21 protein-coding genes are annotated in these 21,037 nt (G+C 40.1%); 2 read left to right on the top strand and 19 right to left on the bottom strand.

Features of this window, described 5'->3' with window-relative positions; translation table 11 throughout:
- Positions 1 to 34 precede the first annotated feature (34 nt).
- The 7 genes from J9537_RS16090 to J9537_RS16120 all read right to left on the bottom strand — a co-directional run bounded on the left by J9537_RS16090 (position 35) and on the right by J9537_RS16120 (position 7,168).
- Positions 35 to 1,033 (bottom strand): LacI family DNA-binding transcriptional regulator, encoded by a 999-nt coding sequence (locus J9537_RS16090; RefSeq protein WP_070537552.1) that lies wholly within the window; start codon positions 1,031 to 1,033, stop codon positions 35 to 37.
- A 165-nt stretch (positions 1,034 to 1,198) separates the two neighbouring features.
- Positions 1,199 to 1,816, bottom strand: a complete 618-nt coding sequence (locus tag J9537_RS16095) for a P-loop nucleotide/nucleoside kinase family protein (protein WP_070509924.1) — start codon at positions 1,814 to 1,816, stop codon at positions 1,199 to 1,201.
- A 1-nt stretch (position 1,817) separates the two neighbouring features.
- Positions 1,818 to 2,684 carry a class II fructose-bisphosphate aldolase gene (locus J9537_RS16100; RefSeq protein ID WP_070509927.1) on the bottom strand — a complete coding sequence of 289 codons (867 nt, stop codon included), beginning with the start codon at positions 2,682 to 2,684 and terminating at the stop codon, positions 1,818 to 1,820.
- 30 nt (positions 2,685 to 2,714) lie between these two features.
- The gene (locus J9537_RS16105; RefSeq protein ID WP_070509930.1) at positions 2,715 to 3,110 is read right to left on the bottom strand and encodes a hypothetical protein; all 396 of its coding nucleotides are present in this window, start codon (positions 3,108 to 3,110) and stop codon (positions 2,715 to 2,717) included.
- Positions 3,111 to 3,125: 15 nt separating this feature from the next.
- Positions 3,126 to 4,409 carry a PTS sugar transporter subunit IIC gene (locus J9537_RS16110; RefSeq protein ID WP_070509933.1) on the bottom strand — a complete coding sequence of 428 codons (1,284 nt, stop codon included), beginning with the start codon at positions 4,407 to 4,409 and terminating at the stop codon, positions 3,126 to 3,128.
- A gap of 331 nt (positions 4,410 to 4,740) precedes the next feature.
- Entirely contained in the window at positions 4,741 to 5,049 is a 309-nt protein-coding gene (locus tag J9537_RS16115) for a PTS sugar transporter subunit IIB (protein ID WP_010744330.1), read from the bottom strand.
- Positions 5,050 to 5,098: 49 nt separating this feature from the next.
- Entirely contained in the window at positions 5,099 to 7,168 is a 2,070-nt protein-coding gene (locus tag J9537_RS16120) for a BglG family transcription antiterminator (RefSeq protein ID WP_070509937.1), read from the bottom strand.
- 537 nt (positions 7,169 to 7,705) lie between these two features.
- Between J9537_RS16120 and J9537_RS16125 the strand changes: the two genes are divergently transcribed.
- Positions 7,706 to 7,855, top strand: coding sequence for a glycine zipper domain-containing protein (locus tag J9537_RS16125; protein ID WP_176746274.1), 150 nt, complete (start codon positions 7,706 to 7,708; stop codon positions 7,853 to 7,855).
- 358 nt (positions 7,856 to 8,213) lie between these two features.
- Here the strand turns inward: J9537_RS16125 and J9537_RS16130 are convergent, their stop codons facing one another.
- From J9537_RS16130 to J9537_RS16175, 10 genes are all read right to left on the bottom strand, one after another.
- A complete protein-coding gene (locus tag J9537_RS16130; RefSeq protein WP_070509940.1) occupies positions 8,214 to 8,525 on the bottom strand; it encodes a carboxymuconolactone decarboxylase family protein in 312 nt (103 codons plus the stop codon).
- Positions 8,526 to 8,537: 12 nt separating this feature from the next.
- Entirely contained in the window at positions 8,538 to 8,951 is a 414-nt protein-coding gene (locus tag J9537_RS16135; RefSeq protein WP_070509944.1) for a cupin domain-containing protein, read from the bottom strand.
- A 23-nt stretch (positions 8,952 to 8,974) separates the two neighbouring features.
- On the bottom strand, positions 8,975 to 9,490 hold the full coding sequence (locus J9537_RS16140; protein WP_070509947.1) for a flavodoxin: 516 nt from the start codon (positions 9,488 to 9,490) through the stop codon (positions 8,975 to 8,977).
- A 119-nt stretch (positions 9,491 to 9,609) separates the two neighbouring features.
- A complete protein-coding gene (locus J9537_RS16145) occupies positions 9,610 to 10,491 on the bottom strand; it encodes a LysR family transcriptional regulator (RefSeq protein ID WP_070509950.1) in 882 nt (293 codons plus the stop codon).
- Positions 10,492 to 10,611: 120 nt separating this feature from the next.
- The gene (locus J9537_RS16150; RefSeq protein ID WP_070509953.1) at positions 10,612 to 11,445 is read right to left on the bottom strand and encodes a Cof-type HAD-IIB family hydrolase; all 834 of its coding nucleotides are present in this window, start codon (positions 11,443 to 11,445) and stop codon (positions 10,612 to 10,614) included.
- A gap of 136 nt (positions 11,446 to 11,581) precedes the next feature.
- A complete protein-coding gene (locus J9537_RS16155) occupies positions 11,582 to 13,033 on the bottom strand; it encodes a 6-phospho-beta-glucosidase (protein ID WP_070509956.1) in 1,452 nt (483 codons plus the stop codon).
- A gap of 42 nt (positions 13,034 to 13,075) precedes the next feature.
- Complete coding sequence (locus J9537_RS16160) at positions 13,076 to 14,923, bottom strand: beta-glucoside-specific PTS transporter subunit IIABC (protein ID WP_070509960.1); 1,848 nt, start codon at positions 14,921 to 14,923, stop codon at positions 13,076 to 13,078.
- 267 nt (positions 14,924 to 15,190) lie between these two features.
- Positions 15,191 to 16,084 carry a MurR/RpiR family transcriptional regulator gene (locus J9537_RS16165; RefSeq protein ID WP_070509963.1) on the bottom strand — a complete coding sequence of 298 codons (894 nt, stop codon included), beginning with the start codon at positions 16,082 to 16,084 and terminating at the stop codon, positions 15,191 to 15,193.
- A 3-nt stretch (positions 16,085 to 16,087) separates the two neighbouring features.
- Complete coding sequence (locus J9537_RS16170; protein WP_070510140.1) at positions 16,088 to 16,507, bottom strand: MerR family transcriptional regulator; 420 nt, start codon at positions 16,505 to 16,507, stop codon at positions 16,088 to 16,090.
- A 187-nt stretch (positions 16,508 to 16,694) separates the two neighbouring features.
- Positions 16,695 to 17,318 (bottom strand): flavodoxin, encoded by a 624-nt coding sequence (locus J9537_RS16175; RefSeq protein WP_070509966.1) that lies wholly within the window; start codon positions 17,316 to 17,318, stop codon positions 16,695 to 16,697.
- Between the two features lie 228 nt (positions 17,319 to 17,546).
- Between J9537_RS16175 and J9537_RS16180 the strand changes: the two genes are divergently transcribed.
- A complete protein-coding gene (locus J9537_RS16180) occupies positions 17,547 to 18,878 on the top strand; it encodes an ISL3 family transposase (RefSeq protein ID WP_016250130.1) in 1,332 nt (443 codons plus the stop codon).
- A 92-nt stretch (positions 18,879 to 18,970) separates the two neighbouring features.
- Here the strand turns inward: J9537_RS16180 and J9537_RS16185 are convergent, their stop codons facing one another.
- Together J9537_RS16185 and J9537_RS16190 are read right to left on the bottom strand one after the other, a co-directional pair.
- The gene (locus J9537_RS16185) at positions 18,971 to 19,951 is read right to left on the bottom strand and encodes an aldo/keto reductase (protein WP_070509970.1); all 981 of its coding nucleotides are present in this window, start codon (positions 19,949 to 19,951) and stop codon (positions 18,971 to 18,973) included.
- A gap of 88 nt (positions 19,952 to 20,039) precedes the next feature.
- On the bottom strand, positions 20,040 to 21,017 hold the full coding sequence (locus J9537_RS16190; RefSeq protein ID WP_070509973.1) for a Gfo/Idh/MocA family protein: 978 nt from the start codon (positions 21,015 to 21,017) through the stop codon (positions 20,040 to 20,042).
- Positions 21,018 to 21,037: the final 20 nt, after the last annotated feature.

Below are 21,037 nucleotides of genomic sequence, written 5' to 3' on the forward strand. Positions count from 1 at the left end.
TATCGATATCATATTTGGTTTCAAAAAAATCTGCTTATGCAGATTTTCGTATAATCAAGTTTAATACTAGTTCAGAAACATCCAAATGATAGTCCTTTTCTTCCATACGAGCGATCAGCCAATTGGTAGACTCTCGTCCCAGTGCTTCAATTGGTTGTTCAATTGTTGTCAATGGTACTGCCAACATTCCGGTGAAAGGCTGATTATCAAATCCCATAATCGCCAAGTCCTCAGGTACCCGCTTGCCCACTTCCAAGTATCGCTCTAAAATACCGCTTGCTACTTCGTCACTGCTGGTAAATACGGCATCCGGTCGATTTTCCTCTGGCAAGGATAATAGCTTATCTGCTACTTGTCTGCCATCTTCGATCGTATGCACTTGCTTAAAGATCCAATCAATTTTCATTGGCAGCTTGTGCTCATTGACTGCCCGCTCAAATCCTTCAGTACGGGAGTTTCCGTGCCCGCCTCGAGTCAAGGTGCCGCCTGTACAATAAGCGATTTTTTTATATCCTTTACTGATCAAATACTCCGTTGCATCAAAGCTGGCCGCTTCTTGGTTCGTGTAAACCTGCGGCAAATCGGCACCGGGAATTTGTTCATTACATAAAACAATCGGCCCATATTCTTGGTACGCTTCAATAACCTTTGGGTCGCCTTCGATCGAGCACATGATCAAGCCGGAAATCACCTGCTGTTTCAGCATCTCCAACATATTCGTCTCAGCCTTTTTATCATCATAAGTTTGCATGACTAGCACGTTATAGCCGTTAGATCGAGCACTTTTTTCAATAGAATCGACCAAATGAGAAAAGAAGGGATTCACGATACGTGAAACTAAAATACCAATCATCGTTCCTTTTTTTGAGCGAAGTTGCGTCGCTACCGAGCTGGGAGTATAATCCAATTCGGCCATTGCAGCTTGAATTCGTTTACGTTTGTCTTCAGAAATATATGGGTGATTGTTTAAGTATCTAGAAACTGTCGAAACAGATAGACCTGCTTTTTTCGCTACATCTTTGATGGTTGCCAATATCTCACCGCCTTATGATATCGATTTCATAATTATCATATGATGTCACCGATTGATTGTCAACACAAATTCTTTAAAAAAACAATTCCGAAATTTGATTCACTGCTTTACTTCTTTCTAAATAAGTAAGTAAGCCTGTTAAAAAGAACCGTTAATTATTACTAATCAACGGTTCTCTGCGATTCGTTCAGCTAATTCTTTTAAGAAAGGTTCATATTCGACCGTCGAAAAGTCTGAGACATCAAACTCCACCAAACTGCCTAATTGAAAATGGTTGTAGCCGCGCTTCTCGATAATTTCGCGAAAGGCCTCTTCCGTAATTAAATTATCTGCTTGGCTTCGATCAATTAACTCATCACCAAAATGATAATGACTCATAATATGGCTCAAATGACGATCCGGTTCGACATCTCTAACTTTTCTGCGAGCCCAAAGTGTGTCAAAATCTGCGACTAAGTGAATGGTGATGGGCTCATATTCGTATCGTTCAGACAAAGCGCTCAATTTGTCTTTTTGCTTATCGCTGAAAGGATATTCGGAGACCACGATCCGTTTTCCAACGCCCATGTAAAGTGCCAGTGCGCTGTAATAAAAATCCCAAACCCTTTCCTCTAGCTCAGCCTTTTCGGTGAGATTATTAAACCCAATTGTATCGGCCAAGATTTCCTTTCCCTCATCCGGCGTGATCAGGAAAAAATCACCTAAAACACGCCGCATTTCATTGATCAAATAGGATTTTCCAGTAGCGGGACTGCCAGCAATCAAAATCAAGTACTTCTTCATTTTATTTTTGCATCGCCAGTGGACTGTCCACATTCATAAACAGACCGATTTTATGCTTGACGATTTCTTTCACCGCCAAATTGGCTGGAATCACATTGTGACGTAGGGATTTATTCACTTCGGTTTCTCCGAATGATTCTTTCGCGACCTTCGTCCAATTAACGAGTAATTCCGTCCCAACGTTGAATTTACGAATCCCATTATTGATCAATTCTGGATAATCTTCTTCTTTTACACCAGTCCCGCCATGGATGACCAAGGGCACATCAACGACTGCATGAATCTCTTTTAACAATGGAATATTGACTTCGGTTTTAGATTTGAATTGTCCATGATTGGTTCCAATCGCAATTGCTAACGCATCAATATCCGTTTGCTTGACAAATTCTACCGCATCCTCAGGCCTTGTATAGACTTTGTCATCTTCAGCTACTGAGATTCCTTCTTCTGTTCCGCCGATAGTCCCTAGTTCTCCTTCAACAGAAACACCCTTCGCATGCGCATACTCAACCACTGCTTTTGTTTTAGCAATATTTTCCTTGAACGGCAGATGTGAACCATCATACATGACACTTGAATAGCCAGAATCGATTGCCGCTTTGATCTCATTAAAATCTCTGGCATGGTCTAAATGTAATGCAACATCTACCATTTCTGTATTAGCGATTTCTTTCACTACTGCCACCATCAGGTCATACCCAATGTATTTCGCTGTATCAATACTGGTTTGAATGATGATCGGTGCGCCCTTTTCTTTAGCCGCTCGAATCATTTCCGGCAGCATTTCTAAATTGTGGGTGTTAAAAGCCCCAATCGTCATATTCAATTCTTCTGCTATTTGTGTTACCTCTTTTAATGTTTTATACATTTATCCAATACCTTCTTTTCCCTTAATTAGTTATCCGCTGATCGTTACTTTTTTTGCGATTTGGCGCATCTCGTCCATTTTGCCCATGTACTTCTCGATGCCCGCGTCATCCCCGTTGCGAGCAGCTTCTGCCCGTTTTCCGTTATAAAGACTCATTAGTTTTTTGTAGCCGTCACCGATCGTCAGTTTTTCTTCTAAACTTTTTTCTAAACTTTCGATGGCGTTATCCGTTTGCTCCAGTTTGGCATAGTTCAGCCCCAATTGTTCATGTAAACGCGCCAACTCGCTTTGATCGTCTGACGTAGCAGAGATTTTTGCCAATAATTGCTGGTTCTCCTCGTTTAAGCGATCCTTCTCTTCCGTGGAAAGTTCGACTTTTTCCTCTGTCTTTTCAAGTTTGTTCTTTTTCTTAAAAAAACCAAACATTGTAAAACCTCCTAATTAGAACATTTTCAAAATCGGACTAAGAATCCACGCATAAAGTAATGCGGCAGCGACAGTATCCACATCGGTTGCAGTCGCGTTGACAAAGCCCATTTGATTAAAGATCGTTACCAAAAGCGCTGGTAGTAAGGTAATGAAGAAGCCATGGGCGATCCCACCGATGATTGCTCCGCGACGTCCACCAGTCGCATTCCCGAAAATCCCCGCTGTACCTCCGGCAAAGAAGTTCGTCAGCATTCCTGGTAAAATCATGGCTAAGCCAAATGTTGGCAAGACAAACATGGCAATGATCGTACCAATCGTTGTTGTAATGAATCCTAAGATTACTGCATTTGGTGAATATGGGAAAAATACTGGACAATCTAACGCAGGAATCGCATTTGGTACCAGCTTCATCGCGATTCCGCGGAAGGCTGGAACGATTTCCCCTAACAATAAACGTACCCCTGAAAGCAAGACATACACACCCACCACGAATTGAATGGCTTGTAAGAAGGCAAACATCAGATAGTGCTGTGATCCATGACCACCTACGCCGGCACCTGCGAATGCAGCAGTAATAATATATAATGGCACCATTACTACCATTACGGATAAATACGTGTCCTGCAGGAACTCAAAGGATTTTGGCAAATTGATGTCTTCAATTGATTTTTTATTCTCGCCGCGTTCACCGAAAATATAGGCTACCCCCGCTTCAAACATGTAACCGATTGTACAGAAATGCCCCAGCGCAATATCGTCTGAGCCAGTAATCTTCCGAATAATAGGCTGTGCAATCGCCGGCATGGCTACCGCGAAAATTGCCCCAACGATACTTCCGACTACGATCAGCACTAAACCTCTTAGGCCAGCAAAGTAACCAAAAACAGTTGTCATTGTCGCCATCCATAAAATTGCTTGACCAGTTAAGAAAATGTATTTCCATTTTGTAAAGCGGGCAATCAAAATATTAACAATAAAAATACCTAGAAACGTTATTGCGATATCACGTCCTAACCCCAGTTCATTCATCGCCTGTCCGTTGATCGCCTCGATCGAAGGAATAATTCCTTGCATGTGGAACCCTGCGGTGAAGATTTCACCAAAATAGGTTAAGCTGCCAACAATAATGCTGGAACCAGCACTCAAAACCTGGAAACCAAGCAAGGTTTTCAACGTCCCAGATACTATTTGACCCGCTGATTTTTTCTGCAAACACAGCCCCAGCATCGCGATTAAAGCAATCGTGATCGATGCCTGCGTCAGGATATTCTCGATGATAAAATTAACTACTCCCATTTGTTTCGCTCCTTATTCATAGTAATGTAATCATTTTTCAAAAATCGAAAAATGAGTTTGATTTTCATGCCGTATACCATTCCACTAGTCCCTTTTACTAAATTCGCTCAGGTTTATTTTGAGTGGGTTCACTTAATCAACTGGTAAGTGTGGAACTGGCATCCTTATTCATAGTAATGTATTCATTTTTCAAAAATCGAAAAATGAATCTGATTTTCATGCCGTATACCATTCCACTAGTCCCTTTTACTAAATTCGCTCAGGTTTATTTTGAGTTCGTTCGCTTAATTAACTGGTAAGTGTGGAACTGGAAAACGGCTATCTTTAAATTTTACAGTGCCCCTTTTGTTTCTAAAATTGGTAGAAGCTTTTCTTCGATTTCCGGTTTTGAGACGATATTTTTTAAATAGACAATGGCTGTTTTCTCTTCATCAATCGAAAATTTTTCAAACTGTGATCGAAAATTTTGTGCTGTGATAATAATGTCAGTTTGTGAGGAGGCCGCCGTTGAAATATCTACATGATCTAGTTTTGCGTCCACCCCATGTGCATTTAGGACATCCTCTGCTGCCATTTGAGCAGCAAAACTACTCCCTAATCCTGCGCCACATACGAATAAAATTGATACTTGTCTTCCCATCTTTCTTTCTCTCCATTCTGATTATATTTATCGAACTATGCATAATTCCTTAACTAAATAAAATTTCTTTGAACCGTTCAATATCTGTTTCTCCGCTCAGTCGGTCGACTTTTTCTTCATCATTGATTAGCTCAATCAGACTCTTCATAATGTTTAAATGTGAGTAAGAATCAACCGCTGCCAGACAAAAAATAATTTTGACTGGGTCGTTTTCCTCATTCCCAAAAGCAATAGGTTCCTTGATTGTCGCAACGCTAATCCCTAAAGAATTGACGCCATCTTCAGGACGAGCATGAGCCAACGCGATGTATTTGCCAATCACAATGTAAGGACCATATTCTTTTACCGAGTCAATCATCGCAGTCACATACCTGGGTTCGATTATCTTTTCATTAATCAAGGGTTCGGAAACTCTGCGAATGGAATCCTCCCAAGTCGTTACCTGCTCGTTCAATAAAATATTGCTGTCCTTCAATACATCTTCTAACATCGGCTGAATCTCCTTTTTGTTTATCGTTAAATGATTTTGATCGAAAAGCGTTTCCAGTTCCTTGTAAATATTACCGGATACCTCTCCACCACTTTTCTCAATAGTTTCAATCAGTGCATAAAATAATTGTGTTGAATCTTGATGACTTACTAACCGTTTAAGCTTTTGATTCGTATTTAAAAAGCTAGTAATCCTCTTTTTACTCTCTTCCTTGATGATCGGCTCCAATTCTAGGACTGGCTTTTTTGAATAGTGAATAGCGACTGTACTGAAAATCAAATCCACATCAAGCTTTTCAATCAAATCTAATTCTCGCGAACTCAACACCGCTAAAACTTCTATATTGAAAAGCTCCTTCAGATTTTCTGACAACAGCTTCCCTGTGGCAACTCCGTGATTACAAATGACGACTGCTTTGTAAATGTAGTGCAAATCCTGATTAATCGCACTGACAGAAGTGGAAAAGTGAATCGTAAGAAAAGCAATCTCATCTTCCGTAATCTGTTTCCCAGTAACCTGTTCGATCGAAGGTGTAAAGTGACGAATGGCAGAATAGATATTGCCGTAATTTTTCTTGACGTTTTCCTTTAGCGGGTTGACGATTTGAATGTCGCTTTTTACGCGATTGATCAAGCCGACCAAATGCTTATATAGCCCTTCCTGCAACATTTCTTCTTTTCTGGAAAAAGGAATCTTCGTTTTCTCTTCGACAAATTGCATCAACTGAATGGAAAGCAGCTGCGCTTGAACCCATTCAATGGAGTTGTTCATATCACGCGAATTGAACGTATTCAGCATAAACACGATGTATTTGATTTCCACCTCTGGAGGCGAAAGCTGAAAGGCGTCGCAAATTGCTGTGACAAAATCACGAATATCACTTTGAGGAGTATCGGCTGCTTCCCAAGCGGAACTAGCGATTAAATCCTCCCGCATATATCGACTCAGCCAGACAGCTGTAAAAACCAGCAATTGATTGCGATAGATCGCATCTTCCATCTTGTCCACAGAATCTACGTAGAGCTGTTCTAATTTTTTTAATAGCTGCGGAGAAATATAGTGATGAAGAATCGTTAAATTAACCGATGCCTCCTGCTCACCTTGTGGCGAAATTACTCCTACAGACGTATTAATGACATCGTAGATCATTGTTCGGATCGATCGTTCCGCTCCTTGAAGCACAATTCCTTGTTTCGGTACGCTCAAAACTTCGATCCCATATTCTTTCAGTATATTTCTGACGCGTCGCATGTCTTCATCCAATGAGCTTTTCGAAATTTGATAGGCTTCTTCCTTTTGATAAAGAAAGGTCGCATTTTTACCTAGTGAAAACGAAAGAATCAAATCAAAAATTCGGCTTTCACGGTCCAGGTATTGTTCTCCTTCTGATGAATCCATCTGATCAAGCAGTCGTTGCTTTTGATCCTTATCCAAAAGTAAGTGATACCCTTTTTTTCTGAGATTTTTCACTTCAGGTAGTTGATTTGTTCTCAATAGAAGGTTAATTTCACGTAGTTCATTTCGAATGGTTCGCGAGCTAGTATGAAATTCTTCTTCCAGCTGTTCAAGCGTTACAGGATAATCAGAAGTTATAAAAATCCGCAATATTTTTGCTGTTCGGTCTTTCATTTCTATCTTCCTTTCGTCTAAGGTGAGTATATAACCCTTTATTTTTCTTGATAAGTAGAGATTCTTGCAATCTTTTTTGGCAAAAATGTAAGCGCAGACAAATTTTCATGTTGATTTCACTCTGCATTTAGAATTTTAAAACTGTTATTTTATAGTGTTTAAGCATTGCTTATGAATGCTGTTGAAAAATTGATAAATAAGAAAAAGAATGCTCTCGTAACCAACTAGATTATCAATATCGGCATTCATTATTTTAAGCTTACTCAAAGTGATGAGTTCCACTCATTTTTTTCTTAAAAATAGTAAAAAACTTCCACAATAAAGTGGAAGTTTCCTTGATTATTTATTTTCTTTGCTCATTATACCTTAAATATTTAGTAGAGAATTTAGAAAAAAAACAAGCGATTTTTTGGCTATGTTCGATTAATCATAAGAGACTCACTATTCCTTCTCTTTGTTTTCCTTTAAAATAGTAGTAACAGATGATATTCAACAGACTTTTCTAGGTCTATAACTAAAAGAAAGCAGGTATACGAAATGAAAAAGGATAACAGTTATTCATTGGGAATTGGGATTGCGTTGGGGTTAGTGTTTGGTCTGCTATTTGATAATTTAGCCTTGGGGCTTTGTATTGGGATCGCTATTGGCGTGACAGGCGTCTTTGATAAGGCAGAGAAGAAAAAATAGCAATGGTTACCAAGGTATGATTGGACGAAAAGAACGAGCTATTTTATACTGCTAGGTAAGGATGGAGTGTGGTCTTTATGATGCGTAGATTACTAAACTCATTTTTGGTTACCCTTATTTATTTAATTATTTCTAACATCGGGAACTTATTTTTTGGTATTAGTCCAAGATACAGCTGGACAACAACACTTTGGGAAGCGCTATTTTTCTTTATCTTTGTCTTTCTCTTTCAACAATTTCGAAAAAAATAAACCAAACTTTTGTGTAAAAAACGTCTGCTCCTGATAAATTGTTTTAGGAGCAGACGTTGTTATATTCCAGAGGATCAGCAATCATTATAAAAATTATTCCTCTTCTCTTACTCAAAAATTTCCTTCGCCATAGAAAAGGCACTCCACGCTTTGGGCCAACCGGCATAAAACGCTAAATGGGTGATTAAAGCACTGATTTCTTCCTTCGTTACGCCATTTTCTTTGGCAATTTTCAAATGAGCTTCCAATTGTGGTGCACCCATTGCTAAAAGTGCAGAGCAGGTAATCATACTACGATCATGAGGAGATAACTCTTCTTCTTTCGCCCAGACCTCTCCAAATAAAACATCGTCATTTAATGCCGCAAATTGAGGAGCAAATTCGCCTAATTGCTCTCTGCCTGCTGTTTGTTTTTTCATAATGTGCCCCTCCTATTTTTCTAATTGATTGTACCATTCGTCTGTTACAGGTTCTAACCATTCAGGCGTTCCCGCTGTGATGGCGACATGCTCAAACCAACTATCTTTTGTCGCGCCGTGCCAATGCTTAACACCGTCATAAGTGATGATTACATCACCTGCTTTTAATCGCTGAGCTGCTTTTCCCTCTTCTTGATACCAGCCTTCACCACCCGTTACTAACAATAACTGATACCCATCTCGGTGGATATGCCAGTTATTGCGGCAGCCAGGTTCGAAAGTGACATTCCCAACGCCAACATTAATCGCTGGATCAGCAACTAAAGACTGTAAATAACTTTGACCAATAAAATAGTGTGCGTAGGCATCATTTTTTTCACCAATTGGAAAAATCACACCATTTTTTACTTCTTCATGTTTTGCCATTATAATTTCCTCCTAAAATTGTTTTAAGCTTGATAAGCCAGCAGCCAATTCCTCACCGCGGTATCCGCACACGAAACTTTAGAACCACGAACTGCCAAACCGGTTTTGATTTCCGCTTGCGGACAAGTTCTTCGTAAATCTTGAATACTCGAACCGAATGCACTACCCTCATGGGTGCAGAAAGGATAGATCACCTTATTCTCCCAATCATGATCCGCTAAAAAAGTTGCAACCACTCGGGGATAGGTTCCCCACCAGTTCGGAAATCCAAGAAAAACCGTATCCACTTTATCAAAATCAATCGATAGTTTTTCATATTCTACACGCTCTAAAGTATCTTTTTCGGTTCCTGCCTTTTGCACCGCTTCGTCATAATTCTCTGAATAAGGAATCGTTGGAGCTAATGGATACGTCGGAATATCCAGCTCGCAACTAATCTTTTCTGCTAATACTGCTGTATTGCCAATTGAAATCATTTGCTTCTTGCCATTAATATAATTTTCCCCAGCTCTGGAGAAAAATAGAACGATTGCAGCCATAATACTCCCTCCTCGTTTCATTTTTCGAATGTGTCTTCAAAATTAAAAGCGTCATATCCTGAACAATCTCAGAATACGACGCTTTTCTGTCTATGTCTAATACCTATGTAATCATAGCACTATAGCTTAAAGGCATGGTTAAATCGATTGATCAATTCCTGCACAGCAGGTGTCTGTAAACGCTTTTTCCAAACTAGAACACAATGAGTCTTAACAGCAGGTTCTAATGGGATAAATTTGGCCTCTTCTAACTTACGATCCGCAATAGCTCCTTCAATCGTCAATGCTGCACCGACCTTATGATCCACTAATGGCAGAACATTAAAGATCAAGTTAAAGTTTCCTACTATATTCAAGTCTTTAAGTGCTTCTCCCGACCAATTAGAGAATAGTTTTTGCACTTCAGAACGACCTGAACAAAGGATTGGAAGCCCCTTAATATCTTCTGGTCGCAACACTTCTTTATCAGCGATAAATAATTCCTTAGAGACTAGCAAGCCCCACTTTTCTTCTCTTGGTAAAACCAATGTTTCAACCTCGTTCAAGCTAACTGGCTCCAGCAAAACTGCCAGATCCAAGATTCCTTTTTCGAGACGATCGGAAATATCATCGCTTGTGCCCGTCACTAAGTTGAACTTTATTTGGGGATAATCACTGATCAATTCCTCCAACAGCATCGCAACGGTATCTGAATTATCTGCCTCAACACAGCCAATCGTGATTACACCAGTTAATTGTTCCTTCCGTTTCGCAGAAAAAGCTTGCTCTAGCTTTTCATCCAAAGTCAAAATTTCCTCCGCACGTTCTTTCAAAAAATAGCCATCTTTAGTTAAACTTAATCGATTTTTCTCACGGTGAAACAAGGGTGCCCCAATAGTTTCCTCAAGCTCTTTAATTTGACGGCTTAGCGTCGGTTGCGTAATATTCAACAGTCGAGCTGCACGTGACACATTTCCTTCCTGTGCAACTGCCCAAAAATAACGTAAAAGTCTAATTTCCATACTATGCCTCTTTTTTTCTTTTACTATAGCAGATTCGTTAGAAAATAACTGTCAATGAACAAAAGGCCGTTAGATGAATCATCCGCCAGCCTTCTATCGCTTTTCACTTTAACTAGTTAACTAATCTAATTTATCTAGCACGTAAGCTATTCCGCCCTCATCATGGGTCAAGGTAACCTCATTAGCAGCCGCCTTTAATTCTTCCTTCGCATTTCCCATGGCAATCCCTATTTCTACTGCTTCAAACATCGCTAGATCATTATTGCCATCACCAAAAGCTATCGTATCCTTCTTCTCTCGTTTGATATACTTCAATACTCGCTCAATCGCCGTCTTCTTATTGATTCCCTTCAAGCCTATCTCACCGCTGTCAGGTCCAAAGACAGGAACAGTGCTTCTTAACATGTGGAAGTCGCCATCATACTCCGCCGCGATCAGCTCATAGGGAATCGAATGATTCACAAATGAAAGCTTATTTACGTCTTCGTAATCAATCAAACTTGGATCCTCAATCAAAAGATCCAAAAACCATTTGATGGATTCTATTTTTTTCTGGCCTTCTTCAGAGTCTTCTTCGCTATCGCCTAAACTAATTTGGATTAGACGATTTCTCAAATTAGCACTCGCAAATAATCCTTGATTAGACTCAAGATAATACTCTATTCGGTGTCCCTCTAGGAAGCCGATCAGCTTTTTCAATTCACTTGGATCGAAAACCTGATGAAGGATCACATCTCCATCCACTTCACAGTAGCCACCGCCAGCACCAATGATCCCGCTAATCTGCAGATCAAGCACTTCTTCAGAAAGCTCCGCCTTAGAGCGTCCTGTGCATAAATAAAAGCGATGCCCTTTTTCATAGGCTTTTGCAATCGCGATCTTCGCACTCTCTGGTACAATCCCAGCATCATTACATAAAGTGCCGTCAATATCTAAAAATATTACCTTTCCCATCATTGCCCTCACATTCTCAAAAATCTATTTTACGAAACTTATATTACTAAATAGCGTACTATTTTTGAGACTGCTTTTCAAATTACTTTTGGCAAACAAGGAACACTTACACTTATATTTTCTAGTCCATTGTTTTCTAATGAAGACTTGCAGTCAATTGCTTCTTCACGCTTTCCCCGTTTGATGCGATGACTTGCTTATACCAATCAAAGGATTTTTTCTTTGTTCGCTTTAAGGTCCCATTGCCTTGATCATCTCGATCGACATAGACAAAGCCATAGCGTTTACTCATTTGTCCGGTACTCGCCGCGATCAGGTCAATACACCCCCACGTGGTATAGCCAAGAAGTTCTACCCCATCAATTTCGACGGCATCCATAAAGGCTTTGACATGCTTTTCTAAATAATCAATGCGGTAATCATCAGCGACATATCCATTTTCATCGGGAATATCTACAGCGCCTAGACCGTTTTCGACAATAAATAGTGGTTTTTGATAGCGGTCATACAGCTGATTCAAGGAATTTCTCAAGCCCAGCGGATCGATCTGCCACCCCCATTCGGTTGAAGGCAAGTTATCATTTTTGATCGAAGCAAATAGATTTCCGGTAGCCTGCTGATAGTCTTCAGAATGCGCGCTAACGGTTCTTGAACAATAGTAAGAAAAGGTCACAAAATCCACTGGTGATGCCGCCAATATTTCCTTGTCCTCCGGCTCCATCTGAATCGTTAGCCCTTCTCGTTCAAACTTCTTCAGCGCATAATTTGGATAGTTTCCTCTCGCTTGGATATCAATAAAAAAATAGCCTTCTCGATCACGCTTAATCGCTTCTTGATAATCTTCTGGTCGACAAGTATACGGATAGTGGCTTCCGCCAGCCAACATACAGCCAACTTTGTTTTCAGGATCGATTTCATGGGCGATCTTGGTTGTTAATGCACTGGCGACCAATTGGTGATGGGCCGCTTGGTATTTAATTTCTTCTTTATTTTCGCCTTCTTTAAAAACGATGCCACCACCTACGAAGGGTTGATGAAGCAAAATATTGATTTCATTGATTGTCAGCCAATAATGGACCAGTCCTTTATAGCGCGTTAACACTGTTTTCGCGTAACGTGTATAAAATTCGATCAGCTTGCGGCTTTTCCAGCCACCGTATTCTTTAACCAAATGAATCGGGATATCAAAGTGAGTGATGGTAACTAAAGGTTCAATATCATGCTTCCTTAATTCGTTGAAAATAGCTTCGTAAAATTTTAGACCCGCTTCATTCGGCTCTTGATCATCACCATTTGGAAAAATCCGAGACCAGGAAAGCGACATCCGATAAACCTTGAACCCCATCTCAGCAAAAAGCTGGATATCTTCCATATAGTGATGGTACATATCAATCGCTTCTTTCGCAGGATAATAATACCCCTCTTGCCACTCGAGCATTTCTAACTCTCCGGCAGCGACTCTTTTTCGATCCTTTCCATAGGGCAGAACATCGATATTGGCTAATTTTCTGCCACCTTCTAACACACCGCCCTCCGTTTGATTCGCCGCAGTTGCTCCACCCCATAAAAAGTTTTTAGCTAAAGCCATCTTCATTCTCCTTTTCAATTCCATATTTTCCGTTCAAAATCGCTACACTCTGACAGCTAAAATAGCTTCATCACAATCCGTTTGTCCGCTGCCAATCGTTTCGATCGACGAATATTGCGGTGTATTGGTCACAATAATCGGCACTTGCGTATCATATCCTGCCGCTTGAATTTTTTCTAAATCAAAGGTTAAGATTAGCTGGCCTTTTTTGACTATTTCATCCGCCTCAACCAGCGCTTCAAAATATTTTCCGTTCAATTCCACTGTATTTAATCCCACGTGAATCAAAATTTCTACTCCTGTCTCTGAAACCAAACCGATCGCATGCTTTGTCGGGAAAATTGCAGCTATTTTGCCATCAAAGGGAGCTACGACCTTTCCTTCTGCTGGAGCAATCGCAAACCCTTTTCCCAACGCTTCAGAAGCAAATGCCTCATCATGAACAGCACTCAACGGAATAATTTGTCCTCTGATCGGACTGATTATCAGCGTGTCTTCCAAAATGACTTCTTTCATTTCTGGAATGTTCGCTTCTTTTTCAAATTTAAAGCTTAAGACATAGGTCAGTACTGCTGTTGATACAGCAGAAATAATTAAGGCAATCACGATATTCCAGAAGAAGCGCATCGTATCATCACCGATATAAAGCAAGATGGCAGGAATCCCTGATGAACCAGTCGCAAAACGATGAGTATTAGTCAAACCAGCATACAATCCACCTAATCCTCCACCGATCATAGCTGAAATCAAAGGATATTTTTTCGGCAGATTCACACCATATAACACTGGTTCCGTAATTCCCATATAGGCAGTGATCGAGCCAGAGGTTGCTAATTGACGTAATTTTTTATCTTTTGTTCTAAAAGCGACCACTGCCGCTGCGGTTGCTTGCGCGATATTTGAGCACACACACCCTGGCCCAAAAATACTGTCATACCCAAGTTCAGCCATCTGCATGACACCCAACGGAGCCACACCGTTATGAAGACCAAACATAACCATAATTGGTAAGAATCCACCAATTAAAACTGCTGGTACCCAACTGGCATTGATACTTAAGAAAGTAAAGAATGTCGCCAAGTACCCTCCGATGATACTACCTATAGGTCCTAGCACAGAAAAAGCCAGTGTACCCATCACTAAAAAGGTCAGCATTGGTACAAATACAAGTTCAACTGATTTGGGTATTACGCGATTTAAGAATTTTTCGACATAGGATTGCACAAAAATGACTAAGAGAATCGGAATAACAGAGCCAGTATACGTAGCAAGTGTAAATGGAATAATTTCAAAGAATTTGACTGGATCTCCTGCGGTCACTAACGCTCCCCAGTTAGGATGCATCATCATTGCTGCAACTGAGGCAGCTAATATCGGATTACAACGCAGCTTTTGTGCTTCTGTGAATGCCAAGATGATCGGTAGAAAGAAGAAAACGCCATCGGCAAACATGTTCAATAAATAGTAGGTTTGCGATTCCGGTGAGATGACTTGGAAAACGATCAGCAAGGCTAGTACAGCCTTGACCATCCCGGCTCCTGACAATGCTGGAATAACTGGCTGGAACGTGCCGGCTACAAATTCAATAATCGCCGTTAGCGGGCCCTTTTTTTCTGCTTGTACTTCTTTTGTCGGATCAAGATCAATGATTTTCTCGATTTCTTCAAAAACATCTTTCACGTGGGTACCGATCACTATCTGATGCACACCTGCGTTAAAAATATATTTTGTCACACCATCCAAACTTTCTAAACCCTTGATATCAATTTTCGATTCATCGAAAACTTTAAAACGAAGACGTGTTTGACAGTGATAGCCTTCCGTAATATTCTTTTTGCCACCCAACTTTTCAATGATGTCATGAGCCAAACCTTCATATTTCTTACTCATGGGATTCTCCTTTCAATAGAACAAGATGTTTTTTTGATCGAACCGGTTAATCAAGTCTTGCTTGTATCTGAACCTTAACACGTGAAGATAGCGGTTCCAATAGTTTAGTGACAGCTTAAAACGTATTCCAGTTTTTCTAAAAATCTATGGGTATTTCTCGGAATACGTTTCACTTTCAACAAAAACAGAGCGTGTGACAAAAAAATGTCACACGCCCTGTTACCAGATAAACGATGTTTCAGAAGTAACTTCTGTCACATCCACTTATTAGAATTGTTCGGAGATATCCTTGTAGCTGGATTGCCTTTTCCCTTCTAAAACTTTCGAATTTGCGATTTTATTCTTCTTATTGATTTCATAATTCAGTGCAAAAATTTTAGCAAATAATACATCTAACAGAAATAGAACCGATTCTTGTGTTGCAAAATTGGCAATCTTGGAATAGAGCTTTTCTTTACTGGAAATATTCAACACGACATCGGAATAATCTCTAAGATAGTTTTTCCCGCCGCTGGTAATACTAATAATCGGAACCCCAGACCGCTTCAAGATTTTTACGTTACTCGTAGGGTTTTCGTCAGGATTATTTCCTGAATAGGAGATGATAATCGCACAATCCTTAGTACTCAATGCACTGGAAGTAATACCATTTTCACCTGATTTTGACATAAAGGCTTTTTTTTGGATCGTCAATAAATTCCGCTTGAAAAGTTCGCCATAATAATAATTAGGACTTGTCCCGTAGATCACCACATTCTCTGCTTTCTGGATCAGATTTGCTGCTCGATTCAAGTCCTCCACAGCAATATGCGCGACCGTATCCTTCATGCTTTGCATTTTTAGATTCATTAGATGTTCAATAATTTGTAACGAATCATCTTCAGCTGAGAAAGGAAAATTCGGATCGACATCTTCATAGGCATTCTCATCATAGTAAGCAACCTCGTGCGTAAATGCATACATAAATTCTTTCCAACCCGAATAATCAAAATACTTTGCAAAACGAACCAGTGTCGGCTTTGATGTAAAAGTTCTCTTAGCAATTTCATCCATGCTTAATTCCTGAAGATGATCGCGATTTTCAAGTATGAACTCTCCAATTGTACGTCTCGCATCATTTTGTTTAAACGCTGCCTCCTCAATTCTTTGGAACAGGTACATGACTTACACCTCTTTCAAAACTTTCTCAGACACAGCCTCTTTTGAGTTGGAAAAGATCTGCTGTTCGCATTCCTGAATCATTTGATCATAATTCTCCAGCTTCGCTTCTAAACGAGCGACGGTTCCATTGATCAGTCTTTGTTTTTCCAATAATTTTTGGTATTCCTCGATCAAAATCTTTTTGCGTTCTATTAATGTAGCGTCTCCTTGCTGATAGAGTTCTGAATATTTAGCCAATGAATCAATCGACAGTCCAGAATCACGCATACATTTTATAAACTCTACCCAACTGATATCCTCTTCTTGGAAATCGCGAACTCCAACAGAATTTCTGGTAATTGGCGGAATCAAGCCTTGCTTTTCATAGTAGCGGATCGTTGCTGGTGTCATATCGAATTTTTCGGCGACTTCTGATATATTCATTTTTTCACTTCCCTTCATGTAGTTTTTCAAACAAGCAGTTTCGGTAAATAAGTTCAGTTGGTATCCTTTTCGTTTCAATTTTATCAGTCTTCACTCTTGATTTAAAGTAGACTTTAAGCTGGACTTTTTTTAATGCCGAAAGGATAAAAGAGATAAAGCCGACTTCAGCCTCATCTCTTCCTACTATTTAATCCAATTGTGCTAACCATTCTTGTACTAGTTTAGATGTTTCGTTTTTATCTGAGGACGTGATCCCTAAACCTTCACTGAGAGTTGATTGGGTCAACACCACTTTGTATCTGTCCATTGATTCATTGATAGAACTGCTTCCGCTTGTGAAGAAGGGATAAATCTTCTTGCCATTCAAATCATTTTCACTGAGCCACTTTTCTACTGGCAACGCCGGTTCACCAAACCAAATCGGCGCCCCTAGAAAAATACGATCATAATCAGACAAGTTGACTTCTTTTGAAACAATTTCAGGCAACTCATTGTCGCTTCTTTGTGTGCGAACAATCTCTAAAACATCATCATAAGCCTCTGGATAAGGTTCGGCTGTTTCAATTCTTAGAAGCTCTCCATCTACTTGTTTCTGAATTTCTTCCGCAACGTCCTTCGTATTTTCGGTTAAAGAATAATAGACAATGAGTGACTTTCCCATGTCTTCCCCTCCCTGGGTCTTTTTCGATTCCAAACGTTCACTTGATTGACTAGCCGAGTCTTCGCTACTCGCTTCATCGGAACCAGAATTATTCGCCCCGCATGCACCCAGAAAAAAGATTACAGGTATTACCCAACAGAACTTCTTCATTCAGCCCACCTCCATGTGCTTTAGTACTAGCATAAACGTTAAAGTATACTTTAAGTCAAGATGATTTATATAAAAAAACTGCACCAATTCATTTGGGCTCTATAATATCTAGTGTTGGTGACACCTTCTGTTGCCAACACTTTTTCTTTTTTTCTAATAAACGCAAACAGACACCTTGAAATCCTTTAGAATAAAGTCGACGAAAACCATTCAAAGGAGTGTTTCAAGATGTCCTATTCAGAGTTTACCAAAGAGTTACTAGATATTCTAGACCTAAATCTTACCTTTCATGAGAATGCCTTTCGCAAAGAGCGAATCAATGACGAGACCTGTTTTGTTTTTGATGGCACATTAACCTATCGACCAGAGGAATGCTTTCATTGCCGCTATGAAAATGATCAAACGATCATTAAATGGGGCTGGAAGAAAGTCTCTATCCTATTAAATGACGTCAGTAACTACAAGACGATTCTGCGGATAAACAAGCAACGCTTTAAGTGTAAACACTGTGGAAAAACTTTTTTAGCCGAAGATTCGATTAGTGATCGTCACTGCTCCATTGCCCGCAGAGTCAAACAAGCCGTTCTCGAACTATTAAGTGAGCCTCTTTCTATGTCCTTGATTGCACGCATGAAACACGTTTCTCCAACAACGGTTATTCGGATCCTTCGCAGCCTTCGGCCTAAAACCATTTCTTTGAACCAGCCACTGCCAGAAGTGTTGTGTTTTGATGAATTCAAATCAGTGAAAAATGTCTCGGGTGCTATGAGCTTTGTCATGATGGATGGCAAAACCCATCAACTGATCGACATTGTGGAAAATCGTCAACTTGATCCTTTACGCGACTATTTCTTGCGTTATCCCAGAAAGGTACGGGAACAGGTACGCTTGGTTGTTTCAGATTTCTATACACCTTATCGTACATTGGTGAAAGATTGTTTTCCGAATGCCCGAATCGTCGCCGATCGCTTTCATATCAGCCAACACATTGGTCGAGCCTTTACCAACCACCGAATTCAAGTAATGAAATCCTTTAAAAAAGGCGATACTCGTTCAAAACACTTAAAGAAATACTGGAAACTGCTTCAAAAGAATGCGTGGGAATTGAAGGGGAGACACCGCTACTGGCGACCTTCTTTTCGGGCACATCTAACGGAAGCAGAAATCGTCGATCGCCTGTTGTCTTACGATGACTCCTTAAAGCAAGGCTACGAAGTCTATCAGCACTTTCTGTCCGCTATCAGAAGACGAGATGTTCCTGATTTCACGAAGCTTTTAAAGGAAAATTACAAAGAGTTACCAGAACACTACCAACCAGTGATTACGACCTTCAAAAAGTACCAAACAGAAATCAAACGCGCGTTGCGGGTTCCCTATTCCAACGGGCCACTGGAATGTTTGAACAACCATATCAAAGTACTAAAACGAATGGCCTATGGCTTTAGAAACTTCCAAAACTACCGAGAACGAATCTTTTTGTATCGCGGAAAGTATTTCAAGAAAACCACCCAAATGAACAAGACCAGAACGACAACACGGCTAGACAGAAGAGCTGCCTAGCCGTGTGAATGACTTGATTATTCTATTGAATTTCTTCACCAACACTCATTGACGAAGAGCCTTCATTTGGCACAGTTTCTTTAAAGGGATTATTAGTTATGTCCAATTACTTTATGGGGAACATAGGGCTCCTCCAAATACAACACATCTTCTGGAGTTAATTTGAAATCTAACGCTCCCACAGCCGTTTCAATATGACTCATTTTTGTCGCTCCAACGACTGGAGCAACTACTGGATCCTTTTGCAGCAACCAGCCTAGGGCAATATTCACACGATTCGTTTCATATTTATCTGCTAATTCAGCTACTCGCTCGATGATCAGCTGATCTTTTTCAGCCGTTTCATCATATTTTGCTCTTTGTACGACGTCCGTTGTACTTCGTTGTGTTTCTGCTGTACGATCTCGAATCAATCTGCCAGAAGCCATCGGACTATAAGGTGTTAATGCGATCTTTTCAGAACGACAATAAGGAATCATTTCACGCTCTTCTTCACGGTATATCAAATTCAAATGGTTTTGCATCGAAACAAATTTTGTCCAGCCATTTTTTTCTGCAATCGTATTCGCTTGTTGAAATTGATAGGCATACATTGCAGATGCTCCAATATAGCGTGCTTTACCTGACTTAACAACGTCATGCAGAGCTTCCATCGTTTCTTCGATCGGGGTATCATAATCCCAACGATGAATAATATACAAATCTACATAATCAGTCTGCAGGCGCTCTAGGCTTTGATCAATTTGCGACATAATCGCTTTTCTTGATAGGCCTTGTCCGTTGGGACCATCAAACATTTTCTGATGAACCTTCGTTGCCAAAACGATCTCATCTCTATTGGCATAATCCTTCAAGGCTTTTCCAAGAATCTCTTCACTGCGTCCCAAAGAATATACGTTAGCTGTATCAAAGAAGTTGATGCCTAAATCTAACGCCCGTTTGATTAAGGGTCTGCTCTCGTCTTCTTCCAGGATCCATTTATGAACCCAGTTTTTTGGATCCCCAAAACTCATTGAACCTAAGCAAATTCTTGAAACGTCTAAGCCGGTATTTCCTAACTTTGCATACTCCATTTATTTCCCACCTTTCTTAACTATCTCCTACCATACACGTTGAAGTGTACTTTAAGGCAAGTGTTTTGTTAAAAAAGAAGGAAGTGAATCACCCCAAAACGATTCCTGCATCATTAATTGCCGCCTCGACAATCTCCATCACGATCTTACTATGCTCAAGCTGCTTCTCCACGAAGTCCATGTCTTTATTTTTGATTACTTGACTGAAAAGCTTGAACTCATCATACATACGATGCGGATGATCTTTATGGTCAAAGGTTTCTTTTTCACCAGAAAGCGATTCAGTCGTATAACTATCTAACGTATTCGTTGGGCCATTTACGACAACTGAGCCTTCCGTTCCTTGAATGGTCGAACGAATCGTTGCTTCTGAATCCTTGGCGCCGATACAAACAACCTTCACATCACCATAATCGAGTATCAGCATGCCTGAAGTATCAATGGCTCGTTCAATATTCGCATAATACTGCACGTGTTTAGGTTTTCCTAACAGACCAACGACTAGATGAATATTATAAATATTAATATCCATTAAGGCGCCGCCACCCATTTTCGGATTGAAAGCAGGCAAAATAGTGCCTTCTTTAAAGGCATCATAGCGAGAAGAATACTGCGAATAGTTGCACTCAATGATTTTCAATTTACCAATTTTTTGGCTGGCTTCTTTGATGCCTTGGTAATTTACCAAATATTGATTGGTAATAGCCTCAACCAGCACCAAATCTTTTTTAAGCGCTAATTGCTCCAAATCCAGCAGCTCTGCATGTTTTAAAGTAAAAGGCTTCTCACAAATCACATGTTTACCAGCCTCCAACGCTTTCTTCGCGAAGCTGTAATGCAAATGGTTCGGTACAGCGACATACACCGTATCGAAGGCATCACTTTTCAGGCACTCATCGATATCCGTATAAGAGGCTTCGATGCCATATTCTGCCTGAATCTTCTCTGTTTTTTCTTGACTTCTCTTGGTACCGAGAATCGCTTTGACATCAATTTCAGGCAAGTCCTTTGTAATAGGTAAAAATTCTTGAACAATTTTTCCAGAACCGAATATTGCTAACTTCATCTGTATCCCTCATTTCTTTT

Source organism: Enterococcus raffinosus (assembly GCF_019175485.1).
GTDB lineage: Bacteria > Bacillota > Bacilli > Lactobacillales > Enterococcaceae > Enterococcus_A > Enterococcus_A raffinosus.